Raw genomic sequence first — 19,166 nt, forward strand, 5'->3', positions numbered from 1 at the left:
GCACGTTTTTGCGAAAAAATCGTTGCGAAAGTTAAGAAAGCCTAAAGTGTCCCTTCACCAAAAGCCTTGAAGGGACACCTAGAACCTAAAAACACTCCGAAGCAGCATGAAACGCCTGCTGCTTCGGAGTGTTTTTTTAGTTGAAGCTACTTGCTCAAATCAAGGCTATCGACATTGAAGGTGTCGCCATGTGCTAAGTCACCATAACGATAGCCACGGTTAAACCAGTCCACGCGTTGCTGCGATGTGCCGTGCGTAAAACTATCTGGAACGACATAGCCTTGGTATTCTTTTTGCAGCGTATCATCCCCGATGGCATTGGCAGCCGTGATCGCTTCTTGAATGTCGCCAGCTTCTAAGATCGGTTGTCCTTGATAGGTTTCACCTTGCAAATATTTCGCAAAAGTACCAGCTAAGTAGTCAGCTTGCAGTTCCAAACGAACGCTGTACTGATTGTATTCCTTCTCTGAAACTTGCTGGCGGATTTTGTCCAATTGTTGGGTGATCCCCAGCTCATTTTGCACATGATGACCGACTTCATGGGCGATGACATAGGCCATTGCGAAGTCGCCGCTTGCTCCATATTTATCGGAAAGCTCATTGGCAAAGCTCAGATCAAGGTACACATTCTCATCTGCTGGGCAATAAAACGGACCAACCTGTGACGTGGCATAGCCGCATGCCGACTGCACACTTCCCGTAAATAATACGAGTGTCGGGTCTTGATAGGTTTCTTGCCGCTCTTGAAAAACGTCTTGCCAATAATCTTCTAAATAGCCGAACACGACTGCGGAAAATTCTTTTTCCTCCGTGTACTCACTAGTGCCCACATTTTCTGTCTGGTAATTGGCTGCTTGACCGCTGCCACCCAAGACATCCGGCAGCGAACTTAAATCACCACCGCTAAACAGGAAAAATAAAACAGCGATGATCACCGTACCGATCCCGCCACCAGCAGCCAACATCCCACCTGAGCCAGATGATCGCCCCGTTCGATCATCGACATTTCTGCTTTGTCTACCCCCACGCCATTTCATGTTATCTCCTCCTATATAAATCCTAGCTTAATTATAAGAGAAAGGCGGCAGATTGTGAAAAAAAGCGCCTTGAAATTGTTATAAAATGCCTTCAGGAGCCTTAAAAATCAAAGTGTACACTCCTTTTAATCATTCTTTAATCTAACAATTAGCCTTCTAATTTGGTACAGTAGCAATAAAATAGATGTAGAGGGTGAGCGTATGAAAATGAATTATTCGGGGACATCGGAACGAAGGATTTTGATTTTTAAGCGGTTGATTGCTGGCGAGCACCTCAGCTATCAGCAGTTAGCAGAGGATTATTTCGTTTCCCGCAGCAGTATTGCCAAAGATATTTCTTATTTAAAAGAGCTGTTTCAAAAAGAAAGCTTACGTCTGAGATTTGATAATTCAGGTACATTTTTTGAAGCAAGTGAATCCCAGATCCATCGGGTGCTCAAACGCTTTTGCTTAATGATGCTGGATCAACCAGCGGCGTTTTCCTTGTTGGTGGAACCTGCGAAATACCAGGAAGTAAATCAGGCCTTTCGTCGAGCGTTAATGGAAAAACAAGTGGAAATGCCCGACAGCTATATCCAAAGTATTGTCCTTTCCATCGTGCTGCTGATCGAACGGGCGAGTCATGCGGAAAACTTAGTGATTGAAGAAAATCGCCAAGTGGGGAAGCTGTTTTTGGAGTTCGACAAATATCCGTTAGTCTATGAGCTACTGAAAGAAATCGAAGAACAGCACATTTATCAATTTTCACCAAAAGAAGTGCAATATCTAACCTACCTGATCGTCGGTAGCGGCTTGAAATTTTTTATGAAAAGTGAAAAAGTTCCTTTCGTCTTTCGGGGAAAAGTGCGCAACTTGATTCAAAAAATCAGCGAAGGCTTAGGCACCGACTTGACCCAAGACAATCGATTGGAAGAAGATGTGACGATCCATCTGTATCAACTACTGCTGCGGATCGAAGCGCAAACCACAGTCATCAACCCTTTGTTAGAAGAAATCAAACAAAACTATCCTGCTTTGTATGGCGTGGTCTGGTTCTCGCTTCATGATTTCTTGAAAGCGTATCAAGTGGGGATCTCTGATGATGAGATTGGATTTGTCACGATCCATTTTCAAGCAGCAATCGAGCGAATGCGCCGCATGAACAAAATCATTTTTGTCTGTCCCAATGGCGTCGGCACTAGCTCATTTGTCTCTGCGAAAATTCGTCGCATTCTGCCAGAGATCGACAGTATCGAAACCGTTTCAGTAGAAAAATTAAAGCAGATGGACATTTCGGCGATCGATTTTATTATTTCAACCATCGATCTCGTAGGGATTCAAAAACCTGTGGTGCGGATCTCGCCTATGGTGACCAATCGCGACATGAAGCGGATCATGAATCACTACATCGATTTAGTCATCGATAATGAGGCGGTGGTCGATCAAAATGGTTTACTTCTTCAAGCCCAATCGATGATCCAGCCAACCGTCTTTTTCGAGCGATTTGCCAGCAAAACAGAAGCCATCAATTTTTTGATCGAACAAATCCCTTTTAGTGATGAAAAACGAAAAGCGCAGTTTCGGCAATCCGTCATTGAAAGAGAGCAGCTACAATCAACCTATTTAGATAATGGCTTTGCCATCCCTCATGGCAATCCGAATTATGTCGAAAAAACAGCGATCTCGATTTTGCTTTTGGATCAGCCAGTAGAATGGGGCAACCAAAAAGCCGACATCATTATTTTATTGATGATCCGAGAGGATGAGACGCAAAAGGTGGAACCAATGATGAAATTGATCATGCAAGGAATCGAAAACAAAGAATGGTTCCTATCAAAAATGTTGGAGGTTAAATCAGAATGAAAGTGAAGGATTATTTGCCTGAAAAGCATATACAAACGGATGAGACAGTGGCAGATTGGCGCTCAGCCGTAAAATTAGCCAGTCAGCCCTTGCTCGATGAAGCGCTGATCACGTCAGAATACATCGAAGCGATGATTCAAAGCGTGGAAGAAAATGGTCCTTACATGGTGTTGGCGGATTACTTTGCGCTGATGCATGCCCGTCCTGGAGAAGGGGTTTTGGAGCAAAGTATGAGCCTTTTAGTAACAAAACAGCCCATCGATCTTGAGGGGAAACCGGTGCGGATATTTCTTGTCTTAGCCGCCGCAGATAGTGAAAGCCATCTAGAAAGCTTGAAAGAGATCATGGCGATCTTTATGGATGAAGAAAAATACAACGTGATATTAAACGGCGATCGGGAACAAATTTGTCAATTATTCCAATAGGAGGAAAAGGATATGAAAATTTTAGCAGTATGTGGTTTTGGTGTAGGAAGCTCAATGGTATTGAAGATGACGATCGATAAGGTGATCAAAGAGTTAGGGTTGACGGCAACTGCCGAGAATACTGATTTATCAACAGCAAAAGCGACACCAGCAGATGTTTATTTTACGAGTAATGAATTATTGAATGAGTTAAAAGCATCCGTTAAAGCACCCGTTTATCCAATCAAAAAGTATATGGATAAAGAAGAAGTCAAACAGCAAATGGAAAAATTTTTAGCTGAAAGAGAGGGATAAGCATGAATTTTGTTACGGATTATATTTTAAAAAATCCGCCAGTCCTACTGGGGATCATTGCCATGATTGGGTTATTGGTACAAAGAAAACCTTTTGCAGAAGTCGTCAAAGGAACCTTAACAGCTTCCTTCGGGATGGTGGCATTGACGGCTGGGGTAAATATGTTGGTGGGAACGATCGCACCGATCAATGCTGCGGTTCAAACCCAATTAGGCGTTGCTGTGTCAGATGGACTCTCTGACATCACCTTTACGGCAGAATACGGCGGAACAGTTGGTTTAGCGATGTTTTTCGGACTTGTCATTCATTTATTGATTGCTCGCTTTACACCTGTGAAGACGATTTTCCTCACCGGCCACATGTTGTGGTGGTTCCCATTCGTCATCGTCGCTGGGGGCGTTGAAGGCGGACTTACCGGAATCCCACTGTTGATCTTAGGGGCGGTTCTATCGGCTTGTTACTGGTCATTCATGCCATGGATCATGCGGAAATATGTTTGGGATGCCACTGGGGATGATTCATTTTTGATCGGTCATCCAACGGGGATCTTGTCATTGGTTTCAGGATTTGTTGCAAAACGGGTCGGAAACAAAGAAAAATCGACGGAAGATTTGAAAGTGCCTCAAAATCTCTCGTTTTTCCGTGAAATATCGATTACTGGCGCATTAGTGATGTTTTTGATGAATATCGTTATCGGTCTGATTGCGCCCGTATTAGTTCCTGAAGGGGGCAACTTGGTGATGTTTGCGGTTGATGCTGGCTTGAACTTCGGTGCAGGACTATTGATCATGTTGTATGGGGTACGTCTATTGATCAACCAAATCATTCCAGCCTTTCAAGGGATCGCAGAAAAAGTCGTTCCAGGAGCAAAACCAGCTTTTGATGTGCCAATCTTGTTCAACTACCGTCCAAATGCTGTAATCATCGGCTTTATCGTGGCGATGATCACCTCAACGATTTTAGTGGTCATTGCCAATACGACCAACGTCTTTGGCATTTTGATCGTTCCTTTAGTCATCACCAGCTTCTTTGAATGTGGCGGTGCTGCGGTGATTGGTGAAGGACAAGGGGGCTTGCGAGGTGCCATTATTGGCACGATCACAGCTTCTGTCGTTATGGTAGCACTCGTTGGGATCTCTGCAGCGTTATTCTCAACGACGATTCAAAACTGGATCTTGATTTTCGGTGGGAACGATTTATCTCTATGGGGCATCCTTGGTGAATTGATCGGCAAGCTGTTTGGAGGGTTTTAAATGTTTCAATACTTTGAAAAAGCAAAAGAACTATTGTCTATTGTAGAAGAAAAAGAAGCACCAGCGATTGAGCAAGCCATTGAATTACTGACGCAAGCCAACTTGACCAAAAAAGCCATCTACATTTTTGGCGCAAGTCACGCTGGGATCTTAGCCGAAGAGATGTATTATCGAGCAGGGGGCATGATGACCATCAACGCGATCTTTGGAAGAGAACTGATGCTTGATCGCAGCCCAATCACCTTCACTAGTAAAATGGAGCGCTTAGAAGGCTACGGTAGGGCCTTGGCGGCGACCCAGCCCTTTACAGCAGGCGATGTGCTGATCTTGCATTCGGTGTCTGGGCGAAACCCAGTTATCATCGATATGGCGCTTCATGCCAAAGAAAAAGGGGTCAAGATCATCGCATTAACGAACCTTACCTATTCGAAAACAGTCAGCAGCCGTCATACATCAGGCTTGCGATTATTTGAAACGGCGGATATCGTCATCGACAATCATGGGGAGATTGGCGATGCTGCGTGTACGATCCCTGACGTGGAACAAAAAGTCGGACCTACATCCACCGTAGTCGGCGCAACGATCTTAAATGCGATCATCGTTGAAGTTTGCCAAAAACTAAAAGAAGCCGGTGTCGCCTATCCGCCGATTTTTTACTCAGCAAACCTAGACGGCGGGGATGAATTGAACCAGTCCCTGTTTGAAAAGTACCAAGAGGCGATCCATTATCAGCTGTGACTGTATAAGTAACTTATCTTTTTATTAGAACGATCAGAACGAAAAATTTGAAAACTACTAATAGAACGAATTTTCTTGAGGGAAACAATTCGTAAATGTAGGGATCAAATCTCGTTCAGATCGTTTTTTTTGTATTAGAATTTTAAAGCTTAATGAATTTTATTGGTACGATAAGTACCAGGTGTCGACCCTTCAAATTGTTTGAATACCCGAATAAAGGAATTGGTATTTTTAAAGCCGACTTTACTAGCAATTTCATTGATTGAACTTTCTTGTTCGCTCATCAGACGTTTGGCTTTTTCGACACGTAGTTGATTGACGTATGGTTTGAAGGACATGGACAGTCGTTCTTTAATCAACCGGCTTAAATAGGCTTCACTTAGATGAAACTGCTGGGCAATATCTGTTAAACTGAGGTCGCTGCAATAATTGCTATTAATAAATTGAATGATTTCATCTGTTTTGGATCCATTATTATTTTCCGTGGTTTCGATCTGAGTGATCAGTGTGTCAAAAAGGGTAAAAATTGTTTTTTTCACATCGGGATCTGAAAAACCTTTTTTTAAGTAAAGAAATTGTTTCTTATTTTGTTCGTAGAATTCAGGGTAGGAAATCTCTTTGATCACAGCGATACGTTTTATTGTTAAGGTCAGAGCGGCTGAAAATTCCTGAAGGAAGCCTAGAGAACGGTTGCTGGAAATATTGATCTCCACGATTTGTTGCAATAATTCTCTAGCATGGACAAAATCACCTACTTTGAAATATTGGATCAGTAACTGTTCTTCATCAACGGTATAATTGATTTTATGAAAAGCGTTTGATGTTGGAACTGGTATTTGATGGAACTGATCTTCGCCATTGCATTCATCTGACCACTGACAGGTTTCGTGAAAAACTTCAATAAAATGATCGAGAGAATGAAATGGTTTGGAAAGCAGATAAGTCATTCTCAAGTTCAAACTGTCTTCTATCGTTAGCTTCAATTGATCGATCTCTTTCATGATGTGTGAATATTCCTGATCGTAAAAAAGAATGACAAGGTGTTTCTCAGAAAAACTGATGATATCATAACCCTCGATATGAATGTTTTTCTTGATCAACTGTTTGCGTACATGAATGATTTCTGTTTCATTAAAACCGGCTTCTTCCACCATCTCACCTGAGAAGGTCAGAAAAGCAAAACTCCCGCCTTTTTCTATGCCTTCAAGATGAAAAGTAGGTAGTAAACTCTTGCTCATACTGTAGGTATATTTTCCGTATAGCAGATTTTTTAAGAAAAGTTCCTTAACTTCATCTGAGACGGGGGACTGGAGCTGGTTGATCGAACTAGACGACTCGATCATTTGATGCAACGCTAAGTTGATATCATCAACTGTTAAGATATCCCCATTACTCTTTTTGATTTCATCCAAGATTTCTAAATAAGGTTTGTACATCCGCTTACTCAAGAAAACGACGATCAAAGCACCTAGTACGATCAAAACCATTAACGGAAGGAGAAAGGAAGAAATCGTAGAGAAAGGAAAACTGCTTTGAATCGCGGGTGTCAATTGATAATTGGCAAAAGGGAGTACCTCTGAATTTTTTATGAAAACGATAGTATCTGATTTCGTCTCTTGTTGAATGGTATTTTGTGTAAAATCAGTAAGTATCGGTGAATTGGTCTCACTAGAAAAATATTGTTGGTCGATAACTTGTAGGCCTTGATTCATTGGAGACAGTAGTTCATTTTTTTTCCAATAGGCAAAGAAATAAAGGGTCTGATTCTCCACTTGCTCTTTATGAAGCAAAATCAGCCGCTGATCCAGGGTTTCGAAGATGGAAGAACTGAAGCTGGCATCTGCGAGCATTTCGGAAAGAAGACCGGCTTTTGTTTCTATATTCAAAAAGGAAAAGAAATCATTGTAAACAAAATAGCCGTCAGAACTGACGATGATATGATTCTCTGGATTCAAGATTCCAATAGAGTATTCAAACTGATTCATTAACAAATAGTTTTCACGAATTTCATCATACATCGCTGAAAACAGCGTATAATCAGATTCAGTACTTTGGGAAAACAGTATAATACTTTCTTTTGTTGCTAAAGATTTCATTGAATTGAGGGCAAATCGAAGTTGCTGATCAATGCGAAAAGCACTGTTTTCTAGCGTCATAATACTTTGGGTAGTTTGTTCAGTTTTCCGCTGATTGACTTCATTATTGATGACGATCACCATAATAAAAATAGTATATGCAATGATTAACGTTAAAAAGGTTAAGAATATTTTACGATAGGTTTTTGATTTCATAAGTGCTCCTTTCTTTTTTTGGTAACGTTTACATTGATTATAGAGATAAATCAGCTTGAGTCAAATCATCATTATTTGTACTTGTCTACAAAACTTGATATTAAGGTTAAAAAGTGTATATTCCAACGAATAATGTTGATATTCAACAATGGCTAAATACGCTATATTTAAAGCGCTTACTTTAAGCGAGAGAAAATGAAAAATGATTTAGGAGGAACGATTATGTCAATGAAAAGAAAAGCTGCATCACTCCTGACCATCCTGACGCTGCCAATGGTTCTTGCTGCTTGTGGGAACAGCGATGGCTCTTCAAGCGGGGAAGGTTCAGAAGGGAAAACCGAGATCAAGATCACTTGGCGCAATACCGGGGAAAACGATAAAATGACCCAATACTTGGAAGAAACATTTATTCCAGAATTTGAGAAAGAAAATGAGGACATTAAAATCGTACTTTCTCCGATTACGGCAAGCGAAGGGGATTATTTTTCAAAAGTTGCTCTTTCCATGCAGTCAGAAAGCACAGCACCCGATGTAGTGGCAGAAGATTCCTTTATGTTGAATTCTGATGCAAATGCTGGTTACTTAACCAATCTGGATGACTATGTTGCAGACTGGGATCAGTGGGGGAATTATACGGAGAATTTAAAAGCCGGTGTCATTGCGCAGGACGGCAGTACGTATGCTATTCCTGGCACTTCTGATTCTCGTGGGATTTGGTACAACAAAAATGTCTTTAAGAAAGCGGGTCTGCCTGAAGAATGGCAACCAACAACTTGGGGGGAGATTATCGAAGCGGCTGAAGCTATCAAAGCTTCCGATGAAAATGTGATTCCTTTAGGTTTGGGTGTAGCTAAAGCCAATGGCGAGTCGGTTTCTATGCAGACTTTCCAGATGCTTTTATACGGTACTCAAGACACACTATTTGATAATGAAACGCGAAAGTGGCAAGTGAATACACAAGGGATCATTGACTCTTTAACTTTTATTGATGAAGTGTATAACCAGAAACAATTAGGCCCTTCCTTATCTGTTGCTATTAACAGTAATTACGGATCAGTGATGTTCCAAGACAAATTTCCTAATGATGAAGTTGGTATGTTACTGGATGGATTTTGGAGTGCCGGTAACTGGACAGAAAATGGGGCAACTCCTGTTGAGAATATGACAGAACGTTTTGGGTTCGCAGCCATGCCTACACAAAATGGTGGTGAACCGCCATTTACGACGATGTCAGGGGGCTGGACATGGGCCATTCCCGAAAAAGCACAAAACAAAGAAGCTTCTTGGCGCGTGGTTCAGGCCCTTGGCGGAAAAGAACAGCAAGCTGCTCGTGCAATTGCTGAAGGGAATCTAACCGTCCGAGACGATTCAGCAGAAATAGCTGAATATAAGGAGCAACCTTTTATAGAGCAAGCAACCTCTTTCTTACAATATGCTCATTTCCGTCCGGCAGATGACAAATATCCAAATGTTTCAGTAGAAATCCAAACAATGGTTGAAGCAGTTGCCACTGGCAGCAAGACACCGGAAGAAGCAGCTAGTGATTACGCAGCCAACGTGACGAGGATTGTCGGTGAAGATGCCATTGATTAAGTAAATAAATAGGAGAAGGACTCGTTGAAAACGATCCGACTAGTATCTAACGTTCCTTCTCTTATTACTAAGAAAGGAGAAAAGAATGGAAAATTCGCTAAAACGAGAGCAGCAAATGTCCAATAGTAAAAAAGCGTTGATTTTTTTATTTCCCAGTTGGCTCTTGCTGCTGATATTTTTTGTTGGTCCAGTTATCTTAACTTTTATCTTTTCCTTCACGAACTTGGCTCTGACCGGTGCTGAAGCAAGTCAATTGCGGTTCGTCGGCTTTGAAAACTTTGTACGCATGTTCAATGATCCGGCTTTTCAAACTAGTGTGGTACGAACCTTGATTTTCGTCATTTTTTCTGCAGTGATTGGTCAATGTTTCTTAGGTTTTTTGATTGCATTTATGATGCGGGAGAAGAATCGTGCCTTTCGGCGAGTCGTCGGTCTGATCATCATTGCCGCATGGGTTACGCCGGAAGTCGTTGTTTCCTTTTGCTGGGTTGCTTTTTTAGGGGACAGTGGAACAGCCAACTGGTTGATGGGACTGATGGGATTTGAGCCAGTTGCTTGGCTGTTTGCGTTTCCTATGATCAGCGTTGTGATTGCCAATATTTGGCGAGGAACCGCTTTTTCAATGATGGTGTTTCAATCCGCTTTAGATGAGATCCCTAAGGAAGTAGAGGAAGCTGCGGTTATGGATGGCGCCAGCCGCTGGCAAGTGATTCGAAAAATTACGATTCCGATGGTCAAAGGTACCATTGCAACGAATTTGATGCTCGTCACTTTGCAGACATTGGGTGTCTTCACGTTGATTTATACCATGACTGGTGGTGGTCCCGGCAATCAGACTGCAACGCTGCCAGTCTTCATGTACAAACAAGCTTTTGTCAGCTATCAGCTAGGATACGGAACAGCGATTTCGCTAGTCTTGCTGCTGATTGGTGCTACTGCAAGCTTGATTTATATGAAAATGCTGAAAGTGAAAGTGTAGGTGAAAAAAATGGTAAAACGCAGTGAAAAATTGGAGACCCTGATTCATTATCTGCTATTAGCAGTATTAGCCTTGTTGTTTTTGCTCCCACTGTTGTGGATGCTGATTGCCTCTATTGATCCGGGCGCTATTCAAACTTTGAAATTACCTGAAGCAGTATCATTTGAAAATTTTGCTTCGATCCTTTCTGATCAAACCATCATTCGGTCATTTGGAATCGGCTTGCTTTTGTCCGGCTGTCAATCGATTTTAGTTGTTGTCTTATGTGTTTTGGCAGCATACCCCTTGTCGAGGTATCAGTTAAGATATAAAAAAAGTTTTTTGATGGCGGTGCTGTTCATGACCTCATTACCGATGACTGCTGTCATCGTGCCGGTCTACCAACTGTTTATCTTTTTGAAGTTTCAAGATTCATTACTGGCGGTGACGTTCTTCTTGACGGCGTCCTCACTGCCTTATGGGATTTGGATGATGAAGAACTTTATGGATTCGGTACCAATCGACTTAGAAGAGTCCGCTTGGGTCGATGGGGCTTCAACATGGCAAGGGGTACGAAAAGTCGTAGCGCCGCTGATGGTTCCAGGTATTTGTACGGTTGGTATTTTTACTTTTACTGGAAGCTGGGGCAACTTCTTTGTTCCTTATATTTTGATTCAGTCACCCGAAAAAATGCCGGCATCAGTCTCGATCTTTCAGTTTTTCGGCAACTTTGGTATGGTCAATTATGGCCGTTTAGCCGCTTTTTCGGTGCTGTATACCTTACCAGTCGTTATTTTATATGCTTTGTCACAAACGTATATGTCTAAAGGATTTAGCATGGGAGGAGCGACGAAAGGATGAAAGATCCATTTCATACGACAAAAAAATTAACGAAACGAATCGCTGAACTAAAAACGTATCGTTTTCAAAAAGTACAAGACCTGAAAATGTGGTCGGCAAAAGAAGATAAGTCAAAAACGGAACAATACCCACCAGAAGAGTGGGACTTTACACTTTCAGTTGGTGATTTCTGGCAAGGGAGAGACCGTTACATTTGGGCTCATTATGAATTGGTGGTTCCAGACGAGGAAGACTTATGGCTGCTGATCGATTTTGGTCGTACAGGTGGTGGCTATAATTCAGGCTTTGAGTCCTTGCTGTTGATTAATGGTGAGCCTTATCAGGGTGTCGATTCGAATCATACAGAGATTTTTCTGGCGGATCATTACCGGGGGAAAACCATCCGACTTGATTTGAAACTATGGTCGGGCTTGGAAGGCGGTGGGGCTGAAGTCATTCAACGGCATGAGTTTCGGCAAGCTTGTTTGGCAAAACGACACTTAGCTGCTGACGACTGTTTCTTTCTCGCTGATATGATGGCGAAAACTATCGATGGGTTACCGGAAAATGAACCGATACGATACAAGCTGTTGAATCTTTTAGATGATGCCTTTCGTTTGATTCTGTGGCAGGTACCCGGATCTATCTCTTTTTACCATAGCATTGAGGAAGCGGATCATTATTTAAATCAAGAACTGCAAAAAATACCTAAACTTTCGGAGATCACTGTAACAGCTGTCGGCCATACACATATCGATGTTGCTTGGCTGTGGCGGCTGAAGCATACAGGGGAAAAAGCTGTCCGCAGTTTTTCAACGGTTTTACGTTTGATGGAACAATACCCAGAATATATTTTCTTGCAAACCCAACCTCAGCTATACAAATATGTCAAAGAAAGCTATCCAGCTCTTTATGAGAAAATCAAAAAGAGAATCAAAGAAGGCCGCTGGGAAGTGGACGGAGCCATGTGGCTGGAAGCCGATTGCAATATACCGTCAGGTGAATCATTGGTCCGTCAGATACTCCATGGGAAAAAATTTGTGAAGGAAGAATTTGACAAAGAAATGCATTTCTTGTGGCTTCCGGATGTGTTCGGCTATTCTTGGGCATTGCCTCAAATTTTGAAAAAATCAGGTATTGAGACGTTTATGACGACCAAAATCAGCTGGAATCAATATAACCGGATGCCTCATGATACCTTTTATTGGCGGGGGATCGATGGGACAGACATTTTGACGCATTTTATCACCACGCCAGTTGATGGTAAAACGGATGAATGGGCAGAAGAATGGTTTTATACCTACAATGGAACGCTTTCTCCTGAGACCGTTCAAGGAATTTACGACGGATATCAAGACAAGCGTTTGAATCAAGAATTTCTGCTGTCTTACGGTCATGGGGACGGCGGAGGCGGTGTCACTAGAGAGATGCTGGAAAATCGACGACGCCTTGACCAGATTCCAGGATTGCCGCAAGTCAAAACAGGAAAAGCGAAAGCCTTTTTTGAACGACTGCATCAGACAGTAGAACAAAATAAGCCGCTGGTCTCTCGTTGGGATGGCGAATTGTACTTGGAATATCATCGAGGAACCTATACCTCGCAAGCGTTTGTCAAAAAAATGAATCGAAAAGCTGAAATTGCTCTACGGGAACTTGAGATTCTCTATACATGTTTAGCAGCCAGCAAAGAAGACGAGTATCCTAAGGATCCGCTTTTTGAAACATGGGAGACGGTTCTTCGTAATCAATTCCACGATATTATTCCTGGTTCTTCGATCAAAGAAGTTTATCAAGACCATAGAGCAGAGTTTGCCGTCGTGACTAAGACCATTCAACAGTTATTTGAAGAATTAAATGGACCTGCTAGTCAAAAGTATACAGTCATCAATACAGCTGGCTGGTCACGGAATGAATTGGTGGAACTTCCCCTTTTACAAGAAGGCCGCTTTATTGATTCACAAGGAAAAGAACTTCCGGCTTATTTTGACGGAGAAAAACAGTCTGTTCTTGTGGCAAATGTTCCGCGGATGAGTCAGGTGGTCATAGAGTTTCAACCGATAGCAGGAAATAAAGACATCAAACCGCTCGCTGTATTCACAGAGGGGGCGCTTGAGACCGATCGTTTGCGAATTTTATGGGAAACATCGGGAAATTTGATCAGCATTTTTGATAAGAAACTAGGTAGAGAAATGTTGGAAGGAAAAGGGAATGTTTTTCAGCTATTTGAAGACAAACCTTTAAATTACGATGCATGGGATATCGATAGTTTTTATCAAGAAAAAGCAACAGTGCTTCAAGCCAATCAAATACGATTAAGCTCAAATAATGCGCTTTATGCTTCCGTAATATTTGAGTATACGTTTGGTAATTCGCAGATACATCAGGAAATGCGGGTCTATGCTCATACACAACGAATCGATTTTTTAACAAACGTGTCATGGCATGAACGTCAACAACTGTTGAAGGTAAACTTTGATGCAGCAATTCGATCAACTGAAGCAGTATTTGATATTCAGTACGGAAATGTAAAACGAGCTACCCATGCTAATACCAGTTGGCAATTGGCTCAGTTTGAAACAGTAGGCCACCAATGGGCAGACCTTTCAGAAAAATATTGTGGGGTAAGTTTATTGAATGACTGTAAATATGGTTATGCTGTTAAGGAAAATCAATTAAGCTTGACCTTGCTTAAAGGCGCTATTTATCCTGATCCACTGGCTGACGATGGCGATCACAAATTTACTTACAGTTTTTATGCCCACGAGCGCGATGCCATCGATGGGGGAACAATGGAAGAAGCATGGTCCCTCAACTCGCCATTAACGGTTATTAACGGAGAACATTCTTGGTTGCTTCCGTTGCAAATAGACTGTGAAACCTCAGTTAACATCGACGCCATCAAGCAAGCAGAAACCGGCAAAGGGTGGATTTTACGCTTACATGATCACACGGGAGGAACTAGAAAGGTTACATTGCAGTTGCCAAGCAGTTTTTGGCAAGAAACAGATTTAATGGAGATACCTTTAAATAATGAGCAGTGGAAAGATGAAGTCTCATTTACCTTGTCACCCTTCGAAATAAAAACATTTCATTTTGAGTTGAGATAAACTAAAACCAGCAGTTTCTCCATTTATAGCGGAGAAGCTGCTGGTTTTGTTTATTCAAACTCTTCATACTCATTTGGGTCTTGACCATCAATACGGCCGTCTTCCTTGTTTAACTGATTGATTTGATTGATTTCATCTTCATTCAGTTCAAAGTCGAAGATTGCAAGATTTTCTCGTTGATGGGCGAGGTTTCTTGATTTTGGAAGGGGCAAAATGCCACGTTCCACATGCCAGCGCAAGATGATTTGACCAGCTGATTTTTGGTATTTCTCAGCTAATTCAGTGATCAGTGGTTCTTTCAGGGCATCGCTGCCACGACCTAGTGGGCTCCAAGCTTCTGTTACGATGCCGCGTTTTTTGTTCTCTGCAACCATTCGTTCTTGGACCCAGTAAGGATGGATCTCAATTTGATTTAGCGCAGGGGTCACACCAGTTGCTTCAATGATGGCATCCAAATGTTCTGGTTCAAAATTGGAAACGCCGATGGAACGGATTAAGCCTAATTTTTGGGCGGTCACTAAGGCTTGCCAAGCTTCGACATATTTGCCGCGTTTTGGTAATGGCCAGTGGATCAAAAAGGCATCGAAGTAGTCGAGTCCCATGCGAGCAAGGGATTCTTGAATGCTGGTTAAGGCATCATCATAGCTATGGTATTTTCCCGGTAATTTTGAGGTGATATAAAATTCTGAACGTGGGATACCAGAGCGACGGATCGCTTTGCCGACAATGCCTTCATTGTCATAATTGGTTGAAGAATCGATCAATCGATACCCGTCAGCGATCGCTGCTTGCAGCTGGCTCAACCCTTCGCCACCGCGGATCTGATAGGTACCGATGCCCACTGCGGGGCGTAAATTGCCGTCGTTTAATGTCAGTAAAGGTGCTTTCATAAAATGATTCCTCCTTTTCTTTACATTCTACTCTAACGCTTTTTTGACAAGAACGTAACCAACTTGCTCAAACAGACAAAGAAAAAAGAGCAACGGTTTCTGTTTCAGAAACAATTGCTCTTTTTGATCAAATTATTTTTCAGGCAGTGTGCCATACATTTTTGGTGTGACTTGATCGAGTTTTGGCGCTTTTCCTTCGACTTTTGGTTCGTCTAGCCATTGGTATTCGCCTTCACCGTCAAGGGCTTTGCCTTTCGCCCAAGAGCCTTCTTTGCTTTGGTCGCCTTCTGAGAAGTTATAGAAATCATAAGCGATATCTAAGCGTTCGTTTTTGCGGTCAAAGGTACTTGGCACTAAAATTGAGCCTTCGTTTTCTTCCAATTCTTTCACGGCAGCTGCCCAGAGATTTTGGTGGTAGCTATCACGCGCTAATAAGACCGAAAGTAAGTCTTTGACCCCACGGTCATCGATCATCTCATAGATGCGTGCTACTTGCAGACGACCTTGTGATTCCGCATTTAAGTTGGCACGGAAATCAGCAAGCAAGTTGCCACTAGCAATGATATACGCACCTGACCATGGATTGCCGACGCTATCAGCAGGACGTGGTCCTAAGCCGGCAACGATGGCATGTTGCGGGTTCATTCCGGAAATGATCGCACCGATCGTTGGGTCTTTTTTCATGGCGGCTTCCTGATCTTCCACAGGTGCACCTTCCAACAGACGTGCAACCATCGTTGCTAACATTTCAACGTGTCCAAGCTCTTCAGTAGCGATATCCATTAACATGTCTTTGTATTTTTCTTCCCCACGGCAGCTCCATCCTTGGAATAAGTATTACATGGCAACACTCATTTCTCCATATTGTCCACCGATTAATTCTTGAAGGTATTTCGCAACTAACGGATTTGGTTTTTCTGGTTTAGCTTCAAACTGTAGTTCTTTTTGATGACGAAACATACTATGCCTCCTAAAATTTTTTTATTGGGCCCATAAAAAGTTTCTCATGAATCGAAAGGTTCGTCTAATAAAATGCACTTAGTTCAAAATGAAAAAACCTCCAAAAAGAAAAGCCATTTACTTTGACAAAAAGCGAGAAGCGTTAGATAGTTAAATTAAGAGAGAATTAGAAAAGGAGCGAGTCACCATGTTTCAGTATTACAAAATGGACGACCGAAAAATAAGGGAATCCTCGGAGGAAGATTACAATTGGCTGGTGGTTTCTGGGACAGATCCAGAGGAACAACGCCACTTGTTAGATAAGTATCAACTGCCCGAAGATATTTTTATTGGCGCCAATGAACCAGAAGAAGTCTCACGTTTGGAATACTTACGTAATACTAAGTTAAATCATCCGATTCTTTATACCTTGATCGATTTGTCAGAAGTGACACAAGACCGCATCGAAGATCGTTTAGAACCGGTGACTTTTATTTATACCAAAGATCTTTTAATCACTTATGTCTCTCATCAATCTACACTGATTAAACGCCTGATTGAAAAGCATGAGCAAGATATTCAACGGTATGAAGATATTGTTGCTTACTCGACGTTGATGATCTACACCCATTACATCAAAGGTCTGCAGGGAATGAAGAAGCAAATCGATGATTTGGATCAAGCAGCCCGTAAAACGACGGAAAACAAGGAATTGTTCAATTTAGCCGATACCGAGCGAGACATGGTCTATCTTGATCACACCTTGCGGGACCAAAACCATACTGTCGATCGATTGATGGATCGCAAAGAATTTTTGGATCGTTTGGATAATGAAGCACTTGTTTATGACATCAAGCTACGGCAGAAATTTGCCATGAAAATGGTCACCATCTATCGCGACTTGTTAGAAACTATCGGTGGCTTGTTCTCCGATATGATGGACAACAATCTAAACCATCTGATGAAATACTTAGATTCTGCGGCATTAGTGGTGGCTGTGCCATCCTTGATCGCGGGGCTATGGGGGATCAACACCGGAGGACTGCCAGGAAAAGACAATGCGATCGGTACGATCGTCGTCTTCGGCTTGGCTATTTTAGTCGGCATCTTAACCGCCGTTTACTTGTCACGAAAAGACTTCTCAAAATAAAAAGCGCCGCTGCTCTGTGGCACCGTTCGTCCATAAAAGGAGAAAGGTGCGACGAAGCAGTCGGCACTTTTTTTTATTTTAGCCCGCTGTCTAAATTGCTGTCGAGAATCCAGCGCTGAAAGGCGAGAAAGACCAGCAGCAAAGGCAAAATGGAAATTACTGAGGCAGCGATCAAAATCGTCCAATTGATATTTTCCGCGCCCACCAAGCTGCGGATCGCCACTTGCAAGGTATATTTTTTCGGATCATTCAAGACGATCAAGGGCCAGATATAATCATTCCACCGCCACTGGAACGAAAAGATCCCCAGTGTCATAATGATTGGTCGGGCAATCGGCAGCATGATTTTCAAAAAGATCATCCCATCCGAGGCGCCATCGATGCGGGCTGATTCAATCAAATCGTCAGGAACGGAGACGAAAAAGGTCCGAAACATAAAGATACCGGTTGCTGTATTGATGGAAGGAATGATGATCCCCAGCAAGTTATCATATAAGCCTAGCGAACGAATGACGGAAAACGTCGGATTCATGATAACTTCCGTCGGCAGCATGGTGGTGGCGATGATACAGATGAAGAAAAAACGCAGCCATTTGGCATCGTATTTTGCAAAGGCATAACCACAGGCGGCGCTGACTAGGATCGTCAATAAAGTGGTGACGACCGCTGAAATCAACGTATTATTGAAGTAACGAAAGAAATCCAATGTCGTCCAAGCATCAATAAAGTTTTGAATGGTTGGATTTTCAGGAATGATTTTCAAGGGATAAGCAAATAGTTCAGTCCCTGGTTTGAAGGCACTCAATAAGAACCAAAGCAGTGGAAAAAGGTACAGTAGGGAAGTGATGATCAATGCCAGCGTTAAAAAAAACATCGCTGACTTTCTTGTGACAGGTCGTTTGGTTTTGATGGTCTTAGATGTCATTCTTGCCGCCTCCAATCTTCATTTGTGCTAAGCCTAACAGTAAAAGAATCACGAAAAGAACCATGGAGGCAGCACTGGCATAGCCGACCCGCATTTTGTCAAACCCAGTCGTATAGATATATTGCACGATCAACATGTTGTCGGTTCCTGGACCACCATTAGTCAGCGATTGCACGAGGGCGAACTCTTTCATAGCGCCGATCGAAGCCAATAAGATGACCATAAAGGAAGTTGGCCGCAGCATAGGCAATGTGATGTAGCGCAATTTGTGCCCAAAGCTAGCGCCGTCGATCTCGGCAGCTTCATACAACGAGCGGGGGATATTTTTCAAAGCTGCAGTAAATTGCAGCATGTTAAAGGCAGTGCCGCCCCAGATGGCAGCCAAAATAATGACAGAAAAGGCAGCATTCGAGTCGGTAAACCACGGGACAGTTTGTTGTCCCGCTTGCTCTAGAATAAAGTTGATAAAGCCAAAGTTTTCACCAAACAGCCATTTCCAGATAACCCCAGCGATGATCCCAGAGATGGTCCATGGTAAGAAAAAAATGATCTTTGCGAAAAATTTGCCTTTCGCCAACTGACTATTCAACATCAAAGCGACGGCGAGAGAAACGACATAGATACTTGGGACCAGAATGATCACATAACGAAATGTGCGGAATAGTGCTTTATAAAAGCTGGCGTCTTGAAACAATTCTTGGTAGTTTGCCAAGCCGATAAAATTGGCTGTCGCAAAGCCTTTATAGTCCGTCAACGAGTAATAAAGTCCTAAGAGTGCTGGAATCAAAAAGAAGATAATGAACAAAATGATGCTTGCGCCAGTGAAAAACAACGGCCATTTGTTTTTTTGTAAAGTGCTCATAGAAAATTCCTCCTCCGACGAT

15 protein-coding genes and 1 pseudogene are annotated in these 19,166 nt (G+C 42.4%); 10 read left to right on the plus strand and 6 right to left on the minus strand.

The features are described 5' to 3' along the window. Positions 1-146: 146 nt before the first annotated feature. Positions 147-1,037: a neutral zinc metallopeptidase gene (locus FJU10_RS09790; RefSeq protein ID WP_086291965.1), complete on the minus strand. Its 891-nt coding sequence runs from the start codon at positions 1,035-1,037 to the stop codon at positions 147-149. A 201-nt stretch (positions 1,038-1,238) separates the two neighbouring features. On the opposite strand from FJU10_RS09790, the gene FJU10_RS09795 reads away from it, so the two are divergent. The 5 genes from FJU10_RS09795 to FJU10_RS09815 are packed head-to-tail and all read left to right on the plus strand — an operon-like array spanning position 1,239 to position 5,589. After that, positions 1,239-2,879, plus strand: coding sequence for a BglG family transcription antiterminator (locus FJU10_RS09795; protein ID WP_140965795.1), 1,641 nt, complete (start codon positions 1,239-1,241; stop codon positions 2,877-2,879). Then, the gene (locus tag FJU10_RS09800) at positions 2,876-3,304 is read left to right on the plus strand and encodes a PTS sugar transporter subunit IIA (protein ID WP_081117417.1); all 429 of its coding nucleotides are present in this window, start codon (positions 2,876-2,878) and stop codon (positions 3,302-3,304) included. Before FJU10_RS09795 ends, FJU10_RS09800 begins: the two co-directional genes overlap by 4 nt. Before the next feature lie 12 nt (positions 3,305-3,316). Beyond that, positions 3,317-3,598 (plus strand): PTS sugar transporter subunit IIB, encoded by a 282-nt coding sequence (locus FJU10_RS09805; protein WP_005225413.1) that lies wholly within the window; start codon positions 3,317-3,319, stop codon positions 3,596-3,598. Between the two features lie 2 nt (positions 3,599-3,600). Next, on the plus strand, positions 3,601-4,851 hold the full coding sequence (locus FJU10_RS09810; RefSeq protein WP_140965796.1) for a PTS ascorbate transporter subunit IIC: 1,251 nt from the start codon (positions 3,601-3,603) through the stop codon (positions 4,849-4,851). Then, a complete protein-coding gene (locus FJU10_RS09815) occupies positions 4,852-5,589 on the plus strand; it encodes an SIS domain-containing protein (protein ID WP_140965797.1) in 738 nt (245 codons plus the stop codon). Positions 5,590-5,738: 149 nt separating this feature from the next. Here FJU10_RS09815 and FJU10_RS09820 read toward each other — a convergent pair whose 3' ends face one another. After that, complete coding sequence (locus FJU10_RS09820; protein WP_140965798.1) at positions 5,739-7,880, minus strand: helix-turn-helix transcriptional regulator; 2,142 nt, start codon at positions 7,878-7,880, stop codon at positions 5,739-5,741. Between the two features lie 222 nt (positions 7,881-8,102). Between FJU10_RS09820 and FJU10_RS09825 the strand changes: the two genes are divergently transcribed. The 4 genes from FJU10_RS09825 to FJU10_RS09840 all read left to right on the plus strand — a co-directional run bounded on the left by FJU10_RS09825 (position 8,103) and on the right by FJU10_RS09840 (position 14,378). Beyond that, positions 8,103-9,473 (plus strand): extracellular solute-binding protein, encoded by a 1,371-nt coding sequence (locus tag FJU10_RS09825; protein ID WP_077452828.1) that lies wholly within the window; start codon positions 8,103-8,105, stop codon positions 9,471-9,473. An 85-nt stretch (positions 9,474-9,558) separates the two neighbouring features. After that, positions 9,559-10,452 carry a carbohydrate ABC transporter permease gene (locus FJU10_RS09830; protein WP_077452827.1) on the plus strand — a complete coding sequence of 298 codons (894 nt, stop codon included), beginning with the start codon at positions 9,559-9,561 and terminating at the stop codon, positions 10,450-10,452. Positions 10,453-10,461: 9 nt separating this feature from the next. Further along, a complete protein-coding gene (locus tag FJU10_RS09835) occupies positions 10,462-11,292 on the plus strand; it encodes a carbohydrate ABC transporter permease (protein WP_034878427.1) in 831 nt (276 codons plus the stop codon). Next, on the plus strand, positions 11,289-14,378 hold the full coding sequence (locus tag FJU10_RS09840; RefSeq protein WP_140965799.1) for an alpha-mannosidase: 3,090 nt from the start codon (positions 11,289-11,291) through the stop codon (positions 14,376-14,378). The genes FJU10_RS09835 and FJU10_RS09840 overlap by 4 nt, the downstream gene beginning before the upstream one ends. A 50-nt stretch (positions 14,379-14,428) precedes the next feature. On the opposite strand, the gene FJU10_RS09845 is transcribed toward FJU10_RS09840, so the two are convergent. Together FJU10_RS09845 and FJU10_RS09850 are read right to left on the minus strand one after the other, a co-directional pair. Next, entirely contained in the window at positions 14,429-15,268 is an 840-nt protein-coding gene (locus FJU10_RS09845; RefSeq protein WP_140965800.1) for an aldo/keto reductase, read from the minus strand. Positions 15,269-15,400: 132 nt separating this feature from the next. Next, positions 15,401-16,228: pseudogene (locus FJU10_RS09850) on the minus strand (manganese catalase family protein). A 187-nt stretch (positions 16,229-16,415) separates the two neighbouring features. Here FJU10_RS09850 and FJU10_RS09855 point away from each other — a divergent pair. Beyond that, a complete protein-coding gene (locus tag FJU10_RS09855; protein WP_081117409.1) occupies positions 16,416-17,357 on the plus strand; it encodes a magnesium transporter CorA family protein in 942 nt (313 codons plus the stop codon). Between the two features lie 73 nt (positions 17,358-17,430). On the opposite strand, the gene FJU10_RS09860 is transcribed toward FJU10_RS09855, so the two are convergent. Continuing rightward, entirely contained in the window at positions 17,431-18,282 is an 852-nt protein-coding gene (locus FJU10_RS09860) for a carbohydrate ABC transporter permease (protein WP_010747711.1), read from the minus strand. Beyond that, the gene (locus tag FJU10_RS09865) at positions 18,272-19,144 is read right to left on the minus strand and encodes a carbohydrate ABC transporter permease (RefSeq protein ID WP_086291975.1); all 873 of its coding nucleotides are present in this window, start codon (positions 19,142-19,144) and stop codon (positions 18,272-18,274) included. Before FJU10_RS09865 ends, FJU10_RS09860 begins: the two co-directional genes overlap by 11 nt. Between the last annotated feature and the right edge of the window lie 22 nt (positions 19,145-19,166).

Source organism: Enterococcus sp. OL5, from assembly GCF_006491895.1.
Classification (GTDB): Bacteria; Bacillota; Bacilli; order Lactobacillales; family Enterococcaceae; genus Enterococcus_D; species Enterococcus_D innesii.